We start from the raw sequence: 21,178 nt of genomic DNA, 5'->3' as shown, positions 1-21,178 counted from the left end.
TGAATATTGCTTTGAGCTTGAAATAGAAGATTCGAATAATTCTAATGACCCCTGAGGCTCAATACCTGCATTAGGCCTATTTCCTAATTGCCCAGCCGTATGTTTAGGATTAGATTTATAAACCAACCTATTTGAAGCAACTCAACAACGCTTCCCGATGTACAGTCTGGCGACGAAAACCTTTTTTCCCTGTGCTTTCCGTCAGTTAGAAGCAGTTTTTGCTGAAGCGTTTTCAGGACTCCAACTTTTTTCCCGACGCGCTTTTCCGGCCCGGAGCACGCTACCGCCCCATCCTGGCATTACGCCTGCTCCCGTGCATTTTAACAGTGCTTTACGCGCTGTCATTACTGCTTGTACATCGCGACGGGAGACGGGTCACAGCCTGTCTGTGGCCTGGTGAACCGTCTGCCGGACATGGGCTGGCGCGGCCCGCCAGAGCCGGAACGGCACCCTGTGATCCGGCTGGCGAATAAAGGGTGACTGGCTGATTTATAAAGTAAAAATCCGGCACTAAGGCCGTGATTCAATTATATCCATATTATCGCTTGGGCATTTTTTTAGCAAAATAAGGAATAAGATAAATGCCTACACCACCTACTAATCCTCCTGCCACACCAGATTTAAGACTAACCTTTAATATATCAATGAAAGGTATGTTAAAGCTTCTTATTTCAAGAAAATAGAATAAAGCTCGACTAATAAAAACCCCAACGGTGACGATTAATACGACAAACAATATAGTAGTAATTAACCTCAGAAGGTTACGCATTATTTCGCTCCTTCTTTTGAAGAACTAACAGCTTTAGGCCCGCCCTGACCAATACCTTCCGTTGAACCAGAGGAGATAATATTCCCTGGTGATGCTGCCAACTTACTGATTTAGTGTATGATGGTGTTTTTGAGGTGCTCCCGTGGCTTCTGTTTCTATCAGCTGTCCCTCCTGTTCAGCTACTGACGGGGTGGTGCGTAACGGCAAAAGCACTGCCGGACATCAGCGCTATCTCTGCTCTCACTGCCGTAAAACATGGCAACTGCAGTTCACTTACACCGCTTCTCAACCCGGTACGCACCAGAAAATCATTGATATGGCCATGAATGGTGTTGGATGCCGGGCAACCGCCCGCATTATGGGCGTTGGCCTCAACACGATTTTACGTCACTTAAAAAACTCAGGCCGCAGTCGGTAACCTCGCGCATACAGCCGGGCAGTGATGTGATTGTCTGCGCTGAAATGGACGAACAGTGGGGCTACGTCGGTGCTAAATCACGTCAGCGCTGGCTGTTTTACGCGTATGACAGGATACGGAGGACGGTTGTGGCGCACGTCTTCGGTGAACGCACTCTGGCCACACTGGAGCGTCTTCTGAGCCTGCTGTCGGCCTTTGAGGTCGTGGTATGGATGACGGATGGCTGGCCGCTGTATGAATCCCGCCTGAAGGGAAAGCTGCACGTAATCAGCAAGCGTTACACTCAGCGAATTGAGCGGCATAACCTGAATCTGAGACAACATCTGGCAAGGCTGGGACGGAAGTCACTGTCGTTCTCAAAATCGGTGGAGCTGCATGACAAGGTCATCGGGCATTATCTGAACATAAAACACTATCAGTAAGTTGGAGTCATTACCATATTCCCTATCACAGCAGGGCGCGGATCTAAAAGAATTGGTTTACTCACCCCCATTCCCATATCAACCCACTCCCAGTTTTTCCAGTTAGGATTGTTCACTTTGTCAAGAGGTCCTTTTATTGCCTGGCCTAAACCATATCCTATGCCCGCAGAGCCACCACTTATAATTGCCCCAGATAAAGGATCATCACCTTTAATATAGTTTGAGGTTGCGCCCCCCGCTGCATTCCAGCCGACTGTTCCTAACAGTCCGGTATTCGATGTGGCCGCACCAACCCAACTAGCTATCAGTGCATCGGTATAATTTACTTCACCATTTACCACATATTGAATAATAGTATTAGCGCCACCACCGATTACCGCTGTAATTTGTGCTCCTTTTGGCAGCACACCTAATCCGACTGTTCCGGCCAGTTCTGCGGAGACAATTGCATTACCCTTCGCTATATCACCAGCCAGTTTCGCTTTATCTTCTGTCGTCGCATCCGGTGTTTTACCCAGCCAGAACCCAAGATCAGAACCAGCCATTGCGCCCAGCGCATTATTCTCAACCGCATTCCTCCCCGCCTGCGCGCCCGCCACTACGCCCGCCGTGCTGTCGCCCGCTACTCCGCCCGCGAGGCCCGCCGCCAGCGTCCCCAGCGCGCTGATGGTCTGGCGCTGCGTCTCCGTCAGGTCGCTGCGGTCAGTGCCCGGATACATCTGCTGTGCGATGTACTCGCCCATCGCCGCCCCCGACAGCGCGCTGTTTCCCGCCGCGTAAGCGGTCACCGCACCCACCACCGCGTGCGCCATCAGGTTCGCCTGCACGTTCACCGAACCGTCCGCGTTCAGCGTCTGGTTATGAATAACCTCTGCCAGGTACGGTGCCGCCGCGCCCGTTACCGCCTGCGCCAGGCTGCCCCCCGCCAGGCCCTGCACCGCAGCCGTCGCCGCCTGTATACCCTGCTGAAGGGCGCTGCCCGTGCCGAAAGGCGCCGCGGATCGCTGCCAGATAGTCAATAGCCGACTGCGCCTTCGCAAAACACGGATGCTGCCTGCACGCCCAGCTGGGCGGCTAAAAGAGGATTTTGAGCAGGGGATGAAGGTGCGCTAATACCGATAATCCGCTGACCACAACCAACACAAGGAGTTGATTATGGCTGGCACACATCATAAGTCAGATAACGAAAAATATACCAATAAATCAATATTTTATACCGTTATATATCCGCATTTACCTTAAGCACCGCTCTTCACCAGCGATCACCATTCGCGGCCACTGGATGGCAGAGCTGGGGTTCAATACCGGGCAGAAGATCGAGGTGATCACCGAACCGGGACAGCTGATCATCTGGCTGCCGGTTGAAGGGTAACTAACTGATAAAAAATTAATCCTGGCGCGGTGATTGGAATTTTTAATAGCTAATTGAACTCGGGATCTATTTGACCTTCTGTTTTGAGGATCTCAAGGAAGCGGTTGTAGGCAACATCATCCCGTTCTAATATATCATCTAGTAATTTCTCTTTAATTAAAGACCAATGATATATTCCATTTATTTTATTTGAAAAATATTCAAGCGTACCATTTAATGATGAATCGATTATCTCAACATTTTTTGAATCATAAGCAAGTAATCCTCCATAATTCTTAGGCAGCCCTAAAAATAAAGTGTCCTTCCCAAGCCAATAAATAGCAAATATATCCACCACAGTCCCATCAAATTCTTTGATCTTCATTTAACCTGCCCTTTTATATTATTAATCACATCTCTCGGATTGGAGCTAACTCTTTGAGGAGTGTCAATTTTTACATCATAAGCTTTACCAGTATTTGAGTTGTACTGATAATGAATAGTGATACTTTTTCCTTCAGAATTTTTTTGGGTTACTTGCATTTTCTGAAACCCTGCCGATGAAAGGAATCTTGGATCATTATTCATTCCTGGCAATACTTGTCCACTTTTCGGATTTTCCTTAACTTGATTCCACAAAAGCTGCTCATTCAGATCTCTTGGTGCTGTAAACTGTTTACCTGGCTTGGCAGTCGATATTTTCTCCGCAGCACTGACCAGGATCTTGTTATCAATAACCTTCGCAGTTTTTCCGACAAGTGACAGCACTTTTTCTGCCGGAAGTGATGTCAGTATCGCCAGCGCATAATCTTTGGCATCTTTCGCTGACAGAACTGCCATTACCGTATCTGAGCCAAGATTATTGCTCAGTATCGCTTTAATGATATCTGCACTTTCCGGCAGATCACCTTTCACCATCTGCGCCAGACCGGCCTGTACCTGCTCAGGCGGCAGCTTATTTTCCTGCGCATACTTCACATAGGAAGTAACGGACTGACCATAATCCGCCATGCCTTTACCAAAATCACTGGCACTCAGCGCATTATTCTCAACCGCATTCCTCCCCGCCTGCGCGCCCGCCACCGCGCCCGCCGTGCTGTCGCCCGCTACCCCGCCCGCCAGACCCGCCGCCAGCGTCCCCAGCGCGCTGATGGTCTGGCGCTGCGCCTCCGTCAGGTCGCTGCGGTCAGTGCCCGGATACATCTGCTGTCCGATGTACTCGCCCATCGCCGCCCCCGACGCCCCCGACAGCGCGCTGTTTCCCGCCGCGTAAGCGGTCACCGCACCCACCACCGCGTGCGCCATCAGGTTCGCCTGCACGTTCACCGAACCGTCTGCGTTCAGCGTCTGGTTATGAATAACCTCTGCCAGGTACGGTGCCGCCGCGCCCGTTACCGCCTGCGCCAGGCTGCCCCCCGCCAGGCCCTGCACCGCCGCCGTCGCCGCCTGTATACCCTGCTGAAGGGCGCTGCCCGTGCCGAAAGGCGCCGCGGCGGTTTTATAAGCCTGCTCCGCTATCTCCCCGGCTGCGGGGGTCAGGTTGCCCTTGCCGGCCAGCGCTGCCTTCGCGGCCTGAAGCGCGGCCGGGTCCCTCTTCGCCCTCTCGCCCGCTATCTGCCCCTCCGCGCGCGCGATGTCCGCCGCCTGGTTGCCGATTTCCCCTATCAGCTGCGCCGCCTGCAGCCGGTTCTGCTCCCTCTCTTTATCGAATATCGGCGACAGCGTCTGGTTCGCGTGCGCGGCGTCGCGGCTCAGCCCGCTCACGTCCTGCGACTGCTTATCTCCGTCGCGGATAACCAGCGCGCCCCCGCTCACCGCCGCATTCGTCAGCGAGCTGCCGCTGCCGCTGTGGTTCGCCCCCGTCAGCAGCCCGTTCGCCATGTTCCCCGCAAACTGGCCGCCGATGCTGCCCCCGGTGCTCACGCCCGCGCTCTGATGCTCCACCTTATAGTCCGCCCGGTTTTCGATGTCGCGCCAGCCCAGCGTGCCCGTCTCCAGACGGTTTTTATCCGCCGTCGCCGTCGAGCCGATAACCGCGCCGTTCAGCTGCGTGTGCCCTCCAGCCGTCACGTCAAAGCCGCCTTTCCCCGCGAACAGGCCGGTCTGCTCCTCCACGCTCTGCCAGGTGCTGTGCATCTTATCCCGGCTCAGGTTCACGTTCGCCGAGCCGGTCATCGACCCGAAGGTGAAGCTGCCCCCGGCGCTGGCGCTCTGCTGCTTCGAGTCGTAGCGGTCGCTGTCCTGCTCGCTCGTCAGCGTCAGGTTGCGCGCCACGTCCGCCCTGATTTTTTCGCCGCTCACCTGCGCGCCCTGAAGCGTGGTGTCGCGCCCGCTTACCAGCGTCACCTCACGGCCCGCGCTCACCTGCGTTTCCGTGTGGGTGACGCCGCTGCCCTGCTCGCTGCCTTTTGCCTTATTTGCGCTGGCGGAGACGCTGATGCCCCAGCCGCCCTGACCCGCGCCGATGCCGATGCCCGCCGTGCCGCCGTGGCTCTCGTTTTTACCCTCCAGCGACGAGGTGTTCGCGGCCGACAGCAGGTTGAGGTCCCGGTTCGCCGACAGCAGCAGGTCTCTGCCCGCCTGCAGCTGGCTGCCCTGCACCGTCAGGTCACCACCGTGCCCTTTCACGCCGCTGCCGCGCGCCACCACGCTCAGATTATCGCCCGCCGTCAGGCTGCTGCCCTGTGCGGTGCGCTGCTCGCTGCGCTGTGTGGAAGTGGAAGACTGGCTACCGTAAGAGAGGCTGACGCCGATGGCGTTGTTGTTCTCCGGGCTGTCGCCCTGCGCCTCTGCCAGCCGGCCGGCCTGCACCGCCTGCACGCCGCTGAGCGCCGCTTTAGTACCCTGCAGCGCCGCCAGCCGTCCGCTGTCGGCAGACTTCGCCTCCTGCACCGTCTGCGCCGCCGTGTTCAGCGCGCTGCCTGCCGTGCCGGAAAGCGCCAGCGTCAGGCCCGAGGTTTTCTGCTCCACCCGGTGCGTCTGGCTGCTCTGGTTTTCCGCTGCGGTGATGCTCACCTCGCGGCCGTCCAGCGTCAGGTTTTTGCCCGCGATAAGATCGGAGCCGTTGATATCCAGCCGGTTGCCCGCCGTCAGCGACACGCTGCCGTTCACGCTGCCCACGGTGCTGCCCTGGCTGGTCGTCTCCTGCGCGGTGTCGGTGGTTTTCAGGCTCTGTTTGCCGTAACTGAAGCCGATACCGCCGGTGCCGGAAAACCCGCTCTTTTTCTCCTGCGCCAGATGCTGTTCACTGTTGCGTTCAGTCGCTCCGGTAACGCTGAGATCGTGGCCCGCCTGCAGAGAGAGATCGCCGGTACTCGCTATCTGGCTGCCCTGTACGCGCAGATCGTTGCCCGCCGCCACGAAAATAGTGTCGCCATTCAGCGAACTCCCCTGCGCCGTCTGACGCGAAATCTGGTCGCGTGTGGTTGTCGTGCTCTTCGACAGCCAGCCGCTGCTGCCCGTCGTCTTTTGCCGCTCGTCCAGATCCCGCGTGTTCTCGCCGTTTGTCAGTGTGACGTCATGTCCGGCGGTCAGCGCCAGCGCAACATCTGCCGACAGGGTGGCCGCGCGGGCATGAAAATCGTTGCCTGCCAGCAGCGAGAGGTCGCCCTTGCTGACGACTTCGCTGCCGATCTCCTGCGTATTGCCCTGCTTCAGGCTGTTATCGCTATCCCAGACAAGCGCGTCCCGATTCGCCGTACTGACAGTATTGAGCGTCAGATCGCGTCCGGCCTTAATCACCGTCTGGCTATTTTCGCCGCTGTTAACCACCTGCGCCGCCGTGAGAGTGATATCACGTCCGGCCTGCAGTATCAGCCGGCCGTCGTCGCCCTGCACGTACATGCCTGCCACGCTATCCACCGTGGTCCGGTCGAACTGGTTTTCACCGTTCCGGCTGCTCACGCTGCGGGTTGTGCTGACGGTATTGATATCCCGTCCGGCGCGGGCGAGCAGCGAGTCGGTTGCCCCGATCACGCCGCCGATGTTATTGATATCTGCGCGGGCGAGAAAATCGACACTGGCGCCTTTGATCGTCCCCGCCATGTTGGTGATATTACCGGCGCTCAGCTTCACCACTTCGCGCCCGGCCAGCGTACCGCTGTTAAACAGGCCACCGCCCAGGTTCAGGTTGAGGTTGCGGCCCGCAATCAGCGCACCGCTGCCATCGACATCGCCTGGCTGAATGCGCGCATACACCTGCGGTACCAGCACCGTCTGGCTGGAGCCATTCGGCAGTCTGACCTGCGCATTAACCAGCCAGACAATATCTTTTGTCAGCAGTCCCATCTGCTCAGGCGTCAGCGCCACGCCTGGCGTCAGGTGATAGCGCTGACTAAAGGCGATAGCGTTGTTCATCAGCGCCTTGTACTGATCTTCGTCGTTGGTAAAGCCGCCCAGGTAGCGCTGCCCTGTCAGATTCATGACCTGTTCCCGGATCAGCCGCTGCTCGTAATAGCCGTCACCCAGGCGCTTCAGTACGTTATCGCTGTTCTGCGTCAGGGCGTCCTGCATATAGTCGCTGCTCAGCCACTGCTTCTCCTGAGTAAAGCGCGGATCGGTCTCTACCAGATATTTACCGCCGGGAGAGGGATTGGTTCTGAACAGGCTGTTGTCCGGCAGGCGCGTATCGGGCCCGACGATGCGGATCACGCTTGCGTTCTCCCCCTGGCTGCCGGGCACATCAAAATGCTGGCCGGGTTTGAGCAGCGCGGCAATGTCAGGCATGCTGCCTGTGATATGGGCATTCACGCCGCCCGCACGCCCCGTCGTGGCGTCGGTTCCCTCTGTGCTCTGTGGGACGAGCGAAAGGGGGTTGCCGTTCAGTTCACCGTGATCGACCAGCTCTCCTGGCTTCAGGGCAATGGTCTCAATCACGTCCGGCGGCGTGTAATCCGATGTGCTGTCGCCCTGCTCGTCGCCACCTTTATGACGGATGCGCTTGTAGTGAGTCACCTTACCGACGTCAGTCGTGATTCGCTGGCCCGCCACCTCGACATTATTGAGGTCTTGCGCGTTTATCGTCAGCGTATTGCCCGCGATGATCTGACTCTTATCATTCAGCAACCGGTCAGCGTTTATCGTCAAATCACCGCCCGCGATAATCTTCGCCGGATCGCTTTCGGCGATCTGCGTCTCCTGCACCGTACGCGTGTAGTCATACTGGTAGAAGTTATCGTTATTGCTGCCGGTGTTGCCTGGCGTGTTGAGATTAAGCAGTGAGTCGGCCGAGTTGCGGTCAACAAAGACGCCCGGCTCGCCGGCTTTCCAGCGGACGGTATCGCCCGAGTGCTGATACCCGGTAATCGCCTCCGAAGACACGGTTACCAGCACGGTGCTGAAACGATCGTTGACGTTATTGATTTCACCGGCAGCCATCTGCATGTTGCCCGCTGACTCGATGGTGGAGCTGTGATTACTGAGGGTGCCCGCTCTGCCGGTTGCCAGGCCGTCAGCATTCAGCTCACCGCCCAGCGCCATATCGCCGGCACTGTAGATCAGGCCGTGGTCACGATTGTTCAGCGTCTGCACGCCGATATCCACCCGCTCACGTCCCGCCAGCGTGGCGGCAGTGCCGTTTTCCGCCAGGTTGTTGAAAATATTAGCCTGTACGCCAACGCTGTCGCCATAGATCCGGCCACTGCCGATATTGGTCAGCACCGACGCCTTCAGCAGCGTCTGTTTGCCGTCGATCAGCCCATAGTTGGTCAGCTGTCCGCTAAGCGTCAGCCAGTTCTGTCCGGCATTGATTTCGCCGGTGGCAGCGTTCAGCAGGTGGGGGGCGCGCAGATCGAGCTTGCCGCCCGCCAGCAGTTTACCGCTGTTGTCAACATCGCCTGCGGTTGTGAAGTTGAAATTGCCGTTGGCAATCATCTCGCCACGGTTGTTCAGGCTCTGCTGGCTGACCAGCGTGATGTCACCCAGGGAGAGGATCTGTCCGTCACCCGCCAGGCGATCGGCACGGATCGTTAGCGATCGGCCCGCTTTAAGGACGCCCTCCCGATTTTCCAGCGTCAGACTATTGCTCTGAGGCTGCGCCACTCTGAAGCTGCGCAGGCGACTCTCCGGCGTCAGGTCATTGCTCTGCAGCAGCAGATCTTCTCCGGCCGAAATCGCACCCTGCCGGTTATCGACCGAGCCACGGCTGCTGATGGTCAGTTGCCGATCGGCCAGTAACATGCCGCGCTGATTGAACACATCGTCGCTGTTAATCCGCAGGCTGGCCGCTTCAATCCCCTGCTGATCACCCTGAGTATCCTGATTGTTCAGCTGCAATGCGTTCAGCACGGCGTTCGCGCCGCTGCGAATCAGGCCGCCCGCATTGTCTATTATGCTCTGCGCACTCACCAGCAGATCGCCAATGCTCTGGATCTCTCCGCCACGGTTATCCAGACGCGCCATTTCCAGCGAAGCCGCCAGCTCGCTGACGATGCGCCCGCCGCTGCGGTTATCCACTTCGCCACTCTGCAGCGTAAGATCGCCTTTCGCGCCCACGGTTCCGGCCTGATTGTCGATCGCGCCGCTGTGCAGATGAAGATCGCTAGGGCTGTAGAGGGTGCCGCTCTGGTTATCGATCGCCTGGCCGTGGCTGTCGATAAGCACGCTACCGCCCTGCAGCAGACCTGCCCGGTTGTTGAACGCAGAGTGCGTGTCGAGGCTGAGCTGCTCCTGTGCCACCAGCGTGCCAGCGGCATTATTCAGGCTGCCAGCCGCCAGTTGCAACGCTTTTCCGCTCAGCGTCAGACCCTGCGTATTGTTTATCTGTCCGGCGCGGATAAGCATGTCGCCCTGGCTGATCACGCCGCCTTTTTCGCCGCTGTTCTGATTAAGCAGCGTCTCTGCGCCGATATCAAGCTGCGCACCGCTCTGGATAAGGCCGCCGTCACGATTATCGAGCGTATCGCCGCGCAGCGTCAGCGCCTGCTGCGCCGCCAGCTGGCCGTTACGGTTATCCAGTAAGCGGGCATCTACATGCCCGGTGTCGCTACTGACTATCCTGCCCTGACCGTTCTGCAGCGCATCCGCCGTGACGCGCAGCGTCTTACCCGCCCTCACAACGCCCTGCTGATTAGCCAGCTGTGCGCCTCGCAGACTGAGATCGCCTTCACTCGCGATAAAGCCCTGCCGGTTCGCCAGGCTGTCCGCGTTGATATCGATCTGCCGGGCCGAGGTGGTGCCGCTATCAAGATCGACATCGCCACCGCACAGGGTGAGCTGACCATTTGAGCGCAGCGATCCCTTACTGCCGCGCAGATTACCGGTGGTGATCGACAGTGTGCCGCGGCCTGTATGGGTGATGTCACCCGACTGGTTATCGATCGCAGCCGCATTGAGCGTCAGGTTGTCACTGTTAGTCGCGATACGGCCGCCCTGATTATTCAGGCTGCCCGCGAAACTAAGCGTGAGATCGTCACGCCCGGTTTGCAGGATCTGACCCTGCTGGCTGGAGAGATCGCGCGCCTGCAGGTTGAGCTTGCTGGCTGTCAGCGTGGCGCCATCGTTGTTCAGCATTTTTCCGGTGCGCGCGGTGAGCTGCTGCTGCGCGGTCAGGGTGCCGCTGCGCGTCGCGATATCGCCCTCGCGGGCGTCGAGCGTCAGGTTTTTCCCCTCGGTACGGCTGCCGCTGAGGTCAATAGTCTGCCCGCGTGCGCTCAGGCTGCCGCCGGCCAGGTTTTTCCCCTGCGCGCGAAGCTGGCCCGTTGTCGTCAGGGTCAGATTGCCCGATTCACCAGGCCTGCCGTCATCCTGCACACCTGCCGCGAGAACGCCTGAAGCCGTGCTGTTGAGGCTGCCAGCCTGCAGCGTAACGTCATTGCGTGCCACAACAGAGCCGCGGTTCTGCACATCTGCCGCACTGGTTACCGACGCTTTTCCGCCAGAAAAGATCGTACCGCTGTTGCTGACCCCTTGCCGCGCGGCGAGCTGCAGATCGCTACGGCTCTGAATAGCGCCGCTGTTCTCAATGCGGCCATCAGCGGTGATAACCACCGAACCCGCCTGCGCGCCAATATTGCCCGCATTGCGAACGCCGACGCCCCTCTCCGTGCCGACCAGACGGATTTTTCCGGCATACATGCCGCCCAGGCTGGAGACATCAAGCGCCATCCGGGGTTCTGTAGCGGGCTCGTCGCTCTGCTTCGTGACCTGCTGGTGTGCGGCATCCACCTTGTTTCGTCCGGTGGTGACGCGAAGATCCCTGGCCCAGACGCTGGCATTGACCTTCACCGATCGGGCAATAATGTCGGTATAGTCCTGGCGTGAGCTGTCCATCCCCGCCCCTTCGACCACCACTTCACCGCGTTCAACGTTAAAGCCCGTCAGGTTGCCATTGTTGAGCTGCGCCTGTCCGGTGGTCAGGGTGCCGCGACTGGCATTGATAAATCCGCAGCCGTTGCAGGTGATCCCGGACGGGTTGGCGATAACGACCTGGGCTTTCTGACCCGCGACTTCAACAAAGCCGTTGAGGCGGCTGGGATTGCGTGAGTTAACCTCATTCAGGATCACTTTGGCTTCGCCCCGGGCCAGCCAGGGATTGCCGCTTACCATACCGCCGAGTTCGGTCTGAACGTTTTTGTGGGAGTTGTTGAGGATCGCTCCCCGCTTTCCGACATCAAACTGACTATACGTATTGCGGGAAACACCGCCTGCGGAGGGCGTCTGGATATTGATCTGCGGCGTACCGCTGGCGCTGTTTATTATCGTGGGCCGCTGGCCGCCAGGCGCCTGTGCATCTGCCACAATGGCGGCGCTGGCAGGCTGTATCACGCCCATCGCCAGCCAGAGACTAAAACATAATGCGCCGACTCGGCCAGTGAGGCTGCTAAGCGTGTGGCTGAGACCTGACGCGCGTGCGCTGCCGGCCCGGCCTGATTTAGCAATATCCGGCACCACCATCAGCATGCCGCGGACTGTGTTAAAAATCACGCGGTAGCGATTTTTGTTCATCTAATATCCTTATCAGATTTGCGGTAACGCGGCGGCGAGCGGATGCTGCTGGCGCAACGTTTTTGCCGCTTTATGGGTCACGCGGCTGCCATGAAAGTTGAATACGCGCCTGCCGCGCTGCTCACCGCGGTGATCTAATGCCCGCCAGCAGGCATGAGGAAAGAGATCGCGCCGGATCAGGCGACTCATCGCTACGGTATGGCCAAATGGCGCGATCCAGTCGCAGCACCACATGCGTGTGCCACTGTTCCACGCGTCAGGCGGAAAATGGATAGCGGGCCGTGTAAGATAAAGCGCTTCGGCTTCTTCGTTCAGCCAGGCCCAGCTGAAGAAAAAAACCGGCGTACCGGCTTCAGCCACCAGCACATATTGTCGCTGTTTGATGATCGGCAGCAGCAGCGTCGGCAGGGCGTGCAGCGGCGCATCACGATGCAGCGGCGAGTGCATCCAGAGCCACACCGCCGATCCCAGTATTTCCGCTTCACTCTCTTCACCGCCCAGAATCAGAGGTGATTTAACCTCATACTTGCCTGCGCGCATTCTCAGTAGCTCCAGTTGAGGTTGAAGCCGAGCGTGACGCTGCTGGTGCGTAAACCGTCAGGCTTCGACAGCGGCGTCCCGATAAACAGGTCATAACCGGTATTCCAGGCCTGACCGCGCAGCCCCGCCACCCCGCCCGCCAGATGCTGGCCGGTCAGCAGCTCACTGCCCGCGCCGCCCACCTCGCCATAGTCCGCGCCCAGGTAGAACTCCTGTGCAGGCAGCGGCGTACTCCAGGCGATGTCATTGCGGACGAACCAGCCGCGGCTCGCGTTCAGCGTGCGTTCGCCGTCGAAACCGCGCACAGTCCAGCGGTTACCTATCGAAAACTGCTCCTGCGGCGTGAGCGGCGTATTACTCATCTGACGCAGGTATTGCGCACCGTAGCGAAAATGCTGGCTGCCGATGCTGAACGGCAGGCTGAACTGCGCATTGAGCTGAACGATTTTGCTCAGCGCCGTCGCCTCGCTGAAATACTCCTCGGGTGCGGGCTGGGCACCGAACCAGCACGTGCCGCGCTGATAGCTGATGCCCGCATCCAGCGTCGCCTGGCGGATATAGTGGCGGTGTTGCAGACCGATACGCCACGCCGCCGTCTGGCGATGCTGCACCTGAACTTCGGTGTCGTTGATATAGTTGCGGGTTTCGCGCGTCAGGACGTCATAGGTCAGCGAGGTTTTTTGCGAGCCGCTGCGATGCAGTACCCGGCTAAGCTGTAAATCGAGGCTCTGACTTTTTCCGCTATAGCGGTAGTCCTGATGGGTTCCGGCGACCGTCTGGTGATAGTCATAGTCGCTGGCCGTTGCGGAGAACATCCAGTATCCAAACGGCACCGAGTAGTGGCCGATGACGTTTTTGCTGCCTTTACCGCCTTTGCCCTGCAGATCGTGCGTGGCCGACAGATAAAAAAGATCGCTCAGCGCAAAAGGGTTATCGAGCGACAGCGTGACGCCACCCAGATAGCGTCCGGTGCTGCGCGTACCGGAATCATCCAGCGAGAGACCGAGGCGCCACATCTTTTTCTGCTGCCAGCGTACCTCTATATCGCTCTCGCCCGGCTGTTCACCGGGCACGACCGACATATCGGCTACCACGGTCGGCAGCCGTTGCAGGTTTTCCAGCCCCTGTTCGATATCACGCAAATCCAGCAGATTACCGTCGCGGGCAGGAAATGCGCTGTAGAGCCACAGATAACGATCGCTACCCGGCGTCAGTCTGGCCTCCCGCACGTAACCGGGCAGGATCACCAGCCGTAGCGTGCCGCTGTTAAGGTCCTGCGAAGGTGCCAGCACCCGCGTAGTAACATAGCCATGATCAACCAGCCGGTTTTGCAGCGTACTCATCAGCAGATTAATGCCGCGCCCGCCCAGGCACTTTCCCTGCGCCTGGCTGGCAATAGCGTTAAGCGGCAGCCAGTGCGGCAGCGCCTGCTGCCCTTCAAGCACGATACGCGTGAGAGGAAAGCAGGGTTTTTCTGCAGGAAAAGAGAGGCGGCCAAAACCAGAAGCGGGCGGTGAAAGTCGCACATCAGGCGCTTTCGGCTCTATCTGCTGCTCCAGCGCCCGCTGGCGCTGTTGCTGCTGCCGGACCTGTTCACCTGCATCAGGCAAGGGCTCCGCAGTGGCCTCGCTGGTTATAAAAGCAGCAACCAGAAAAGAGAAACAGAGCGTAATTGATGTATCAGATGAAACCATCAGACAATCCTTGTCACGTAAACTAAACGCAAATCTTATTAATTAATATAAAAATTGCCGCATATTATTCACGAAAATGACCTGATAACAACGTCAGCATGGTTTTTTTTAAGCCAGATAATTCAGACTGATTAATCATTCTGCTAATTTTTCCGGGATGTATGTTATGCAGCAGCGAGAGAAGAGAGAGGCGAAAAAAAGGGCCATTATTTACTGAAAGGCCGGACTGCTGGCAAAAGCGCATCCGTCTGCTGACTCAGGATAGGGGCGGAAAATGCCGGATAGCGGCTATCAGGCCCGGTTTGCCTGTTGCAAAAAGGCAGCTGATATCGGATATGAGAATGGCCGGGCGGCGTGGCTGGTTTTTAAGCTCAGGAGTGATGCATGCAGACGGGAGCGCATAGAAAGGGTGCAGCGAAATGCTCACCTGGCGCCTGATTACCTTACCGGGCACATGCGCAAAATTGACTTACTTTTAGGAGTCAGCGACACAAATATGACACAAGGAGAAATCAGGTTAGTTTGAAGCTGGCGTAACTGCTTGATTTGACTTGGCGCGCCCTACAGGATTCGAACCTGTGACCTACGGCTTAGAAGGCCGGTGCTCTATCCAGCTGAGCTAAGGGCGCTGAGGAGTTGGGTCGGATTATACGTCGGGAAGCGGGTACGTCAACGTTTTTGCCGTTTCTGTGCAGCGGAGTGCTGCGGGAATAACCAATTTGCATCAATGGCGTTTGCGCCATTCGCTGAGCGACACGAGATTACTGGTGCCGGTGGATTCCCCTTCCAGCTCAATCCCTTGTGGCGTAAAGCGCGCATTATATTGCTCACGCCGCGCGTGCAGCTCCTGGCTGTCCGGCTCCAGCTGGCGCAGAAAGCCCAGCGCGAGCAGCAGCTGCTGGCGGCTGATGAGTGCCGGGAAACCGGCGCGGCTGAGGATCGCATGCCAGCGCTGGCTGTTCTCCTCGCTGCCGTCAACAATCAGTACCTGCCAGATCAGCAGTACCGCTGCGCCATTGTGCAGATGCGTTTCGTTATCGCGGCTGAGGTAGTCGGTAAACTCTTTCGCCGCCTCTTTCCCCATCATCGAGAGCATTGACTCCACCTGTACCGGCGGCAGCTGCAGCCGCTTGCTGAGCCGCTGGGCAGCGTGACGTGAGGCGGCGGTGATCAGCTGAAATCCAGCCACAAACACCACTGCCAGAGTGGCAAGCATTATCCAGATCATTACATCGTTCCCAGAGTGTCCTGCAGATATCATACCCATGCAGGCTGGCACGCGTCACCACGAAAAAAGCCTGAAAGCGCGCAGGCTGCTGAAACTGTGACTGACAGCTGCCCGCGCTTCTGCCAGAATAGGCACCATCCCCGATTTAACTCTCTACAGATGGATTTCCTCTCTGATGGCAGCAAAAATTATTGACGGTAAAACGATTGCGCAGCAGGTGCGTAGCGAAGTTGCGGAAAAAGTGCAGCAGCGCCTGGCGGCGGGCAAACGTGCGCCGGGTCTGGCCGTGATCCTGGTGGGCGAAAATCCCGCTTCGCAGATCTACGTCACGCATAAACGTCGCGCCTGCGAAGAGGTGGGCTTTGTCTCCCGTGCTTATAACCTGCCCGACTCCACCGGCGAAAGCGAGCTGCTGACGCTGATTGATGAGCTGAACAGTGACCCGGCGATTGACGGCATTCTGGTGCAGCTGCCGCTGCCGGCCGGTATCGACAACGTCAAGGTGCTGGAGCGCATCACGCCGGATAAAGATGTGGATGGTTTCCATCCCTATAACGTGGGTCGCCTCTGCCAGCGTGCGCCGAAACTGCGTCCCTGCACGCCGCGCGGTATTATCACGCTGCTGGAGCGTTATAACATCGATACCTATGGCCTGAACGCCGTAGTGGTCGGCGCGTCTAACATCGTTGGCCGCCCGATGAGCATGGAGCTGCTGCTGGCAGGCTGTACCACGACGGTTACTCACCGCTTCACCCGCGATCTGCGCCATCACGTGGAGCACGCCGATCTGCTGGTCGTGGCCGTGGGCAAGCCCGGTTTTATTCCGGGTGACTGGATCAAACCAGGCGCGGTGGTGATTGACGTCGGCATCAACCGGCTGGAGAGCGGTAAAGTGGTGGGCGACGTTGATTTTGCCGCTGCCGCTGAGCGCGCCTCTTACATTACGCCAGTCCCGGGCGGGGTCGGGCCGATGACGGTAGCCACTTTAATTGAAAACACGCTGCTGGCGTGCGAAGCGTATCACGACGTGGAGGAAGCATAATGGCGAGTTTCTCACTGGGTAAACATCAGCACGTTGATCTGTGCGATCTGCTGAAGCTGGAAGGCTGGGTAGAGAGCGGCGCGCAGGCCAAAGCGGTGATTGATGAAGGTGAAGTGCGCGTGAACGGGGCGATTGAAACGCGCAAGCGCTGTAAAATCGTCGCCGGACAGACGGTAGAGTTTGCCGGCCAGCGCATAACGGTGGTCGCATAGCAAAAAGGGCGAACCCGGGTTCGCCCTTTTTTCTTATTTACGTCGCCAGGTGGTGCCCTGCGGACCATCTTCCAGCACAATGCCGAGTACGTTGAGCCGGTCACGTGCCACATCCGCCTGCGCCCAGTCTTTCGCCTGACGCGCGTCGTTGCGCATTTTGATCAGCTGCTCAATCTCTGCTACTTCGTCATTATTCGTCTGCGCGCCGCTCTGCAGAAACAGCTCCGGATCCTGCTGCAGGATCCCCAGTACGTTCGCCAGCTCGCGCAATCTGGCCGCCAGCCCGTCAGCCGCCGCTTTATCTTCACTCTTCAGACGGTTCACGTCGCGCGCCATATCAAACAGCACCGAGTAGGCTTCAGGCGTGTTGAAGTCGTCATCCATCGCCGCGCGGAAACGCGCTTCAAAGGCCTCACCACCGGCAGGCTCTGCGCCGGTATCGGTATGCCGTAACGCGGTATACAGACGCTCCAGCGCCGCACGCGCCTGATTGAGGTTATCTTCACCGTAGTTAAGCTGGCTGCGATAGTGCCCCGACATCAGGAAATAGCGTACGGTTTCGGCATCATAGTGCTGCAGCACATCGCGCACGGTGAAGAAGTTACCGAGGGATTTTGACATCTTCTCACGGTCAACCATCACCATCCCGGAGTGCATCCAGTAATTGACATAGGGACCGTCGTGCGCGCAGGTGGACTGCGCCACTTCATTTTCGTGATGCGGAAACATCAGGTCAGAGCCGCCGCCGTGAATATCAAAGTGGCTGCCAAGCTGCTTGCAGTTCATGGCGGAGCACTCGATGTGCCAGCCCGGACGACCGTTGCCCCACGGCGATTCCCATGACGGCTCATCGGCTTTGGACATCTTCCACAGCACAAAATCCATCGGGTTACGTTTTACCTCTGCCACTTCCACGCGGGCGCCCGCCTGCAGCTGCTCCAGATCCTGACGCGACAGCGCGCCATAACCGGTATCGCTCAGCACATCAAACATTACATCGCCGTTCTCCGCCACGTAGGCGTGACCGCGTTCAATCAGCCGCTCCACCAGCTCAATAATTTCCGCGATATGGCGCGTGGCACGTGGTTCCAGGCCCGGCGGCAGGATGCCCAGTGCGGCAAAATCCTGGTGCATCTCCGCAATCATGCGGTTGGTCAGCGTCTCAATGGTTTCGCCATTTTCGTTAGCGCGGCGAATAATTTTGTCATCGATATCAGTGATATTACGCACATACTTCAGCTGATAGCCACTATAGCGCAGGTAGCGCGCCACTACGTCAAATGCCACAAACGTACGCCCGTGGCCGATATGACAGAGGTCGTAAACCGTAATACCACACACATACATGCCGATTTCACCAGCATGAATAGGTTTAAATTCCTCTTTCTGTCGACTCAGGGTGTTATAGATCTTTAGCATTGAACGATTCCGTTTTTATCGTGTGCGGGAGACGCCTTCTTTGGTAGCCTGATATTGTGCCGTATTTTTCTGACTTGTGCATCGCTGAGATACCAGATGCTGTCGCCCTGCTGACGCGTTCCGGGAAATTATGTTATAAGAGGCGTCGACAAAATGCCCGTCCGCACGCGAACGCGGCAACTGATACTGAATACAACCTCCACAGGACGAATATAATGGTCACTTTCCAGACGAACCATGGCGATATCGTAATCAAAACCTTTGATGATAAAGCGCCGGCCACCGTACAGAACTTCCTGGACTACTGCCGTGAAGGTTTTTATGACAACACTATTTTCCACCGTGTCATCAATGGCTTTATGGTTCAGGGCGGCGGTTTTGAACCGGGCATGAAGCAGAAAGCCACCAAAGCTGAAATCCGCAACGAAGCGAACAACGGCCTGAAAAACACCAAAGGCACGCTGGCGATGGCGCGCACTCAGGCTCCGCACTCGGCAACCGCACAGTTCTTCATCAACGTTGCTGACAATGACTTCCTGAACTTCCGCGACGAAAGCCTGCAGGGCTGGGGTTACTGCGTGTTTGCTGAAGTGGTTGAAGGGATGGATGTTGTCGAAAAAATCAAAGCGGTGAAAACCGGCCGCAGCGGTATGCATCAGGACGTGCCAACCGAAGACGTTGTCATCCAGAAAGTGACCGTCAGCGAGTAATGTCGCGCACGCTGTTTATCGCAGATCTCCATCTGTGTCAGGAAGAACCGGCAATTACTGCCGGTTTTCTGCATTTTTTGCAGGGTGAAGCGCAGCAGTGCGAGGCGCTTTACATCCTGGGCGATCTGTTTGAAGCCTGGATTGGCGATGACGATCCCAATCCGCTGCATCAGCAGATCGCCACCGCCCTGCGCGCCCTGCCGGTGCCGGTGTATTTTATTCACGGCAATCGCGATTTTCTGCTGGGCAAACGCTTTGCCCGCGCCAGCGGCATGACGCTATTGCCCGAGGAGCAGGTGCTGGAGCTGTATGGTCAGCGCGTGCTGATTATGCACGGCGACACGCTCTGCACGGACGATGCTGGCTATCAGCGCTTTCGCGCAAAGGTACACCAGCGCTGGCTGCAGCGGCTGTTTCTGGCGCTGCCACTGCGTCTGCGGTTGCGCATTGCGGTCAGAATGCGCGCCGGCAGCCAGCAGGCAAACCAGCATAAATCGCTGGCCATTATGGATGTGAATCCGCAGGCGGTGGCGGCAGCCATGCAGCGCCAGCAGGCCCCGCTGCTGATCCACGGCCATACGCACCGGCCGGAAATCCACACGCTCTCTCTGAATGGTCTTCCCGCGCAGCGCGCCGTTCTTGGGGCATGGCACAACGCAGGCTCGATGATTCAGCTGGACGCCAGCGGCGTAAAACTGATCGCATTCCCCTTCTGATTTCGCGGGTGCAATTGCCCGTTTTCTGGCCGCGCAACCGTTTTCCTTGCTGCTATCTCATGCTATCCTCTGTGCCCTTCTTACCTGCCTCACCGGCCAGGTTCGTTTGTCTATTCACAGGAGTTGACCGCATGTCATCCACTGCCGCCCCGGCCCGTATCGCTATCGTCATGGGTTCCAGAAGTGACTGGGCTACCATGCAGTTCGCCGAGGAAATTCTCAACAGCCTGGACGTTCCCTTTCACGTGGAGGTGGTTTCTGCCCACCGCACCCCGGACAAGCTGTTCAGTTTTGCTGAAGGTGCCGCTGCGCATGGCTACCAGGTGATTATTGCGGGCGCCGGCGGTGCTGCGCATCTGCCCGGCATGATCGCAGCAAAAACGCTGGTGCCGGTGCTGGGCGTACCGGTGCAGAGCGCCGCGCTGAGCGGTGTTGACAGCCTCTACTCGATTGTACAGATGCCGCGCGGCATTCCGGTGGGTACGCTGGCCATTGGCAAAGCGGGCGCAGCCAACGCGGCGCTGCTGGCCGCGCAGATCCTGGCCACCCACGATGCGGCACTGGCATCGCGTCTCACCGCGTGGCGCCAGGCGCAGACCGATGAGGTGCTGGAGAATCCGGATCCGCGGGGTGAGGCATGAAGCCGGTATGCGTACTGGGTAACGGTCAGCTGGGCCGTATGCTGCGCCAGGCGGCTGAGCCGCTGGGCATTGCGGTCTATCCGGTGGGACTGGATGCGGAGCCCGCCTCGCTGCCCATTGCAGAGAGCGTGATCACCGCCGAGATTGAACGCTGGCCGGAAACCGCCCTGACGCGCGAGCTCGCCCGCCACCCCGCCTTTGTGAACCGCGATATCTTCCCGCGCCTTGCCGACCGTTTGACGCAGAAGCAGCTGCTGGATGAGCTTGGTCTGGCTACCGCACCGTGGCAGCTGCTGGCCGCACCTGATGAGTGGCCGGCAGTGTTTGAGAAGCTGGGCGAACTGGCGATTGTCAAACGCCGCACCGGCGGTTATGACGGTCGCGGCCAGTGGCGGCTGCGGGCGGATGAAACAGAGACGTTACCCGCTGAGTGCTATGGCGAGTGCATTGTTGAACAGGGCATCAATTTCAGCGGTGAGGTTTCGCTGGTAGGCGCGCGCGGTCAGGATGGCAGCATGGTGTTCTACCCGCTGACACACAACCTGCACGAAGAGGGCATTCTGCGCACCAGCGTGGCGTTCCCGCAGGCGGATAGTGCACAGCAGCAGCAGGCGGAAACCATGCTGCGCGCCATTATGCAGGCGCTGGATTACGTGGGCGTCATGGCGATGGAGTGCTTTATCACGCCGCAGGGACTGCTGATCAATGAGCTGGCACCGCGCGTGCACAACAGCGGTCACTGGACGCAGAATGGCGCGTCCATCAGCCAGTTTGAGCTGCATCTGCGCGCCATTCTTGGCCTGCCGCTGCCGCAGCCGGCGGTATTCGCACCCTCGGTGATGGTGAATCTGATCGGCAGCGACGTAAACCACGCCTGGCTGGCGCAGCCGCTGGTGCATCTGCACTGGTATGGCAAAGAGGTCCGGCCTGGCCGCAAGGTGGGACACCTGAATCTCACTGACAGTGAGCCATCACGTCTTGCCACTGCCCTGCACGCGCTGCAGCCGCTGCTGCCGCCGGAATACGCCTCGGGCCTCGCCTGGGCGCAGGCGAAGCTCTGAGTTGCTGACGGG

15 protein-coding genes, 1 tRNA gene and 1 pseudogene are annotated in these 21,178 nt (G+C 58.2%); 8 read left to right on the top strand and 9 right to left on the bottom strand.

The window, feature by feature from the left end:
- Positions 1–538 precede the first annotated feature (538 nt).
- Positions 539–769: a hypothetical protein gene (locus LAC65_RS04205; protein ID WP_039383088.1), complete on the bottom strand. Its 231-nt coding sequence runs from the start codon at positions 767–769 to the stop codon at positions 539–541.
- Between the two features lie 142 nt (positions 770–911).
- Here LAC65_RS04205 and LAC65_RS04200 point away from each other — a divergent pair.
- A protein-coding gene (locus tag LAC65_RS04200) for an IS1 family transposase (RefSeq protein ID WP_223429336.1) occupies positions 912–1,609 on the top strand; the annotation gives its coding sequence in 2 pieces (ribosomal slippage) (positions 912–1,161 and positions 1,161–1,609; 699 coding nt in all).
- Positions 1,610–2,154: 545 nt separating this feature from the next.
- On the opposite strand, the pseudogene LAC65_RS18270 reads toward LAC65_RS04200, so the two are convergent.
- Positions 2,155–2,598: pseudogene (locus tag LAC65_RS18270) on the bottom strand (VENN motif pre-toxin domain-containing protein); the annotation flags it as partial.
- Positions 2,599–2,891: 293 nt separating this feature from the next.
- Between LAC65_RS18270 and LAC65_RS18230 the strand changes: the two are divergent.
- A complete protein-coding gene (locus tag LAC65_RS18230; RefSeq protein WP_314429234.1) occupies positions 2,892–2,981 on the top strand; it encodes a SymE family type I addiction module toxin in 90 nt (29 codons plus the stop codon).
- A gap of 49 nt (positions 2,982–3,030) precedes the next feature.
- Here the strand turns inward: LAC65_RS18230 and LAC65_RS04185 are convergent, their stop codons facing one another.
- From LAC65_RS04185 to LAC65_RS04155, 6 genes are all read right to left on the bottom strand, one after another.
- Positions 3,031–3,345: a hypothetical protein gene (locus LAC65_RS04185; protein ID WP_039383083.1), complete on the bottom strand. Its 315-nt coding sequence runs from the start codon at positions 3,343–3,345 to the stop codon at positions 3,031–3,033.
- Positions 3,342–11,903, bottom strand: coding sequence for a two-partner secretion domain-containing protein (locus LAC65_RS04180; RefSeq protein WP_224144836.1), 8,562 nt, complete (start codon positions 11,901–11,903; stop codon positions 3,342–3,344). Before LAC65_RS04180 ends, LAC65_RS04185 begins: the two co-directional genes overlap by 4 nt.
- A gap of 12 nt (positions 11,904–11,915) precedes the next feature.
- Positions 11,916–12,443 carry a toxin-activating lysine-acyltransferase gene (locus LAC65_RS04175; RefSeq protein ID WP_203025514.1) on the bottom strand — a complete coding sequence of 176 codons (528 nt, stop codon included), beginning with the start codon at positions 12,441–12,443 and terminating at the stop codon, positions 11,916–11,918.
- A gap of 2 nt (positions 12,444–12,445) precedes the next feature.
- Positions 12,446–14,137: a ShlB/FhaC/HecB family hemolysin secretion/activation protein gene (locus LAC65_RS04170; RefSeq protein ID WP_082032648.1), complete on the bottom strand. Its 1,692-nt coding sequence runs from the start codon at positions 14,135–14,137 to the stop codon at positions 12,446–12,448.
- Positions 14,138–14,689: 552 nt separating this feature from the next.
- Positions 14,690–14,766, bottom strand: a tRNA-Arg gene (locus LAC65_RS04160).
- 95 nt (positions 14,767–14,861) lie between these two features.
- Positions 14,862–15,365, bottom strand: a complete 504-nt coding sequence (locus tag LAC65_RS04155; RefSeq protein ID WP_039383074.1) for a DUF1198 family protein — start codon at positions 15,363–15,365, stop codon at positions 14,862–14,864.
- A 175-nt stretch (positions 15,366–15,540) separates the two neighbouring features.
- On the opposite strand from LAC65_RS04155, the gene folD reads away from it, so the two are divergent.
- Both folD and ybcJ read left to right on the top strand, forming a co-directional pair.
- Positions 15,541–16,407 carry a bifunctional methylenetetrahydrofolate dehydrogenase/methenyltetrahydrofolate cyclohydrolase FolD gene (folD, locus tag LAC65_RS04150; protein WP_039383072.1) on the top strand — a complete coding sequence of 289 codons (867 nt, stop codon included), beginning with the start codon at positions 15,541–15,543 and terminating at the stop codon, positions 16,405–16,407.
- Entirely contained in the window at positions 16,407–16,619 is a 213-nt protein-coding gene (gene ybcJ / locus LAC65_RS04145; RefSeq protein WP_039383070.1) for a ribosome-associated protein YbcJ, read from the top strand. Before folD ends, ybcJ begins: the two co-directional genes overlap by 1 nt.
- Before the next feature lie 33 nt (positions 16,620–16,652).
- Here ybcJ and cysS read toward each other — a convergent pair whose 3' ends face one another.
- Complete coding sequence (cysS, locus tag LAC65_RS04140) at positions 16,653–18,038, bottom strand: cysteine--tRNA ligase (RefSeq protein WP_039383068.1); 1,386 nt, start codon at positions 18,036–18,038, stop codon at positions 16,653–16,655.
- Between the two features lie 215 nt (positions 18,039–18,253).
- Between cysS and ppiB the strand changes: the two genes are divergently transcribed.
- The 4 genes from ppiB to purK all read left to right on the top strand — a co-directional run bounded on the left by ppiB (position 18,254) and on the right by purK (position 21,166).
- On the top strand, positions 18,254–18,748 hold the full coding sequence (ppiB, locus tag LAC65_RS04135; RefSeq protein ID WP_039383066.1) for a peptidylprolyl isomerase B: 495 nt from the start codon (positions 18,254–18,256) through the stop codon (positions 18,746–18,748).
- Positions 18,748–19,464, top strand: a complete 717-nt coding sequence (locus LAC65_RS04130; protein ID WP_039383063.1) for a UDP-2,3-diacylglucosamine diphosphatase — start codon at positions 18,748–18,750, stop codon at positions 19,462–19,464. The genes ppiB and LAC65_RS04130 overlap by 1 nt, the downstream gene beginning before the upstream one ends.
- A gap of 131 nt (positions 19,465–19,595) precedes the next feature.
- Entirely contained in the window at positions 19,596–20,105 is a 510-nt protein-coding gene (gene purE / locus LAC65_RS04125; RefSeq protein ID WP_039383061.1) for a 5-(carboxyamino)imidazole ribonucleotide mutase, read from the top strand.
- Positions 20,102–21,166 carry a 5-(carboxyamino)imidazole ribonucleotide synthase gene (purK, locus tag LAC65_RS04120; RefSeq protein ID WP_039383059.1) on the top strand — a complete coding sequence of 355 codons (1,065 nt, stop codon included), beginning with the start codon at positions 20,102–20,104 and terminating at the stop codon, positions 21,164–21,166. The genes purE and purK overlap by 4 nt, the downstream gene beginning before the upstream one ends.
- Positions 21,167–21,178: the final 12 nt, after the last annotated feature.

The organism is Pantoea eucrina (assembly GCF_020079945.1).
GTDB classification, from domain to species: Bacteria; Pseudomonadota; Gammaproteobacteria; order Enterobacterales; family Enterobacteriaceae; genus Pantoea; species Pantoea eucrina.
This window is presented reverse-complemented; position numbering and strand designations above follow the sequence as displayed.

Excerpts from the sequence above, each read along its gene's own strand:
- LAC65_RS04205 (WP_039383088.1), bottom strand. The coding sequence starts at position 769 with ATGCGTAACCTTCTGAGGTTAATTACTACTATATTGTTTGTCGTATTA.
- LAC65_RS18230 (WP_314429234.1), top strand. The coding sequence starts at position 2,892 with ATGGCAGAGCTGGGGTTCAATACCGGGCAGAAGATCGAGGTGATCACC.
- LAC65_RS04185 (WP_039383083.1), bottom strand. The coding sequence starts at position 3,345 with ATGAAGATCAAAGAATTTGATGGGACTGTGGTGGATATATTTGCTATT.
- LAC65_RS04180 (WP_224144836.1), bottom strand. The coding sequence starts at position 11,903 with ATGAACAAAAATCGCTACCGCGTGATTTTTAACACAGTCCGCGGCATG.
- LAC65_RS04175 (WP_203025514.1), bottom strand. The coding sequence starts at position 12,443 with ATGCGCGCAGGCAAGTATGAGGTTAAATCACCTCTGATTCTGGGCGGT.
- LAC65_RS04170 (WP_082032648.1), bottom strand. The coding sequence starts at position 14,137 with ATGGTTTCATCTGATACATCAATTACGCTCTGTTTCTCTTTTCTGGTT.
- LAC65_RS04155 (WP_039383074.1), bottom strand. The coding sequence starts at position 15,365 with ATGATCTGGATAATGCTTGCCACTCTGGCAGTGGTGTTTGTGGCTGGA.
- folD (WP_039383072.1), top strand. The coding sequence starts at position 15,541 with ATGGCAGCAAAAATTATTGACGGTAAAACGATTGCGCAGCAGGTGCGT.
- ybcJ (WP_039383070.1), top strand. The coding sequence starts at position 16,407 with ATGGCGAGTTTCTCACTGGGTAAACATCAGCACGTTGATCTGTGCGAT.
- cysS (WP_039383068.1), bottom strand. The coding sequence starts at position 18,038 with ATGCTAAAGATCTATAACACCCTGAGTCGACAGAAAGAGGAATTTAAA.
- ppiB (WP_039383066.1), top strand. The coding sequence starts at position 18,254 with ATGGTCACTTTCCAGACGAACCATGGCGATATCGTAATCAAAACCTTT.
- LAC65_RS04130 (WP_039383063.1), top strand. The coding sequence starts at position 18,748 with ATGTCGCGCACGCTGTTTATCGCAGATCTCCATCTGTGTCAGGAAGAA.
- purE (WP_039383061.1), top strand. The coding sequence starts at position 19,596 with ATGTCATCCACTGCCGCCCCGGCCCGTATCGCTATCGTCATGGGTTCC.
- purK (WP_039383059.1), top strand. The coding sequence starts at position 20,102 with ATGAAGCCGGTATGCGTACTGGGTAACGGTCAGCTGGGCCGTATGCTG.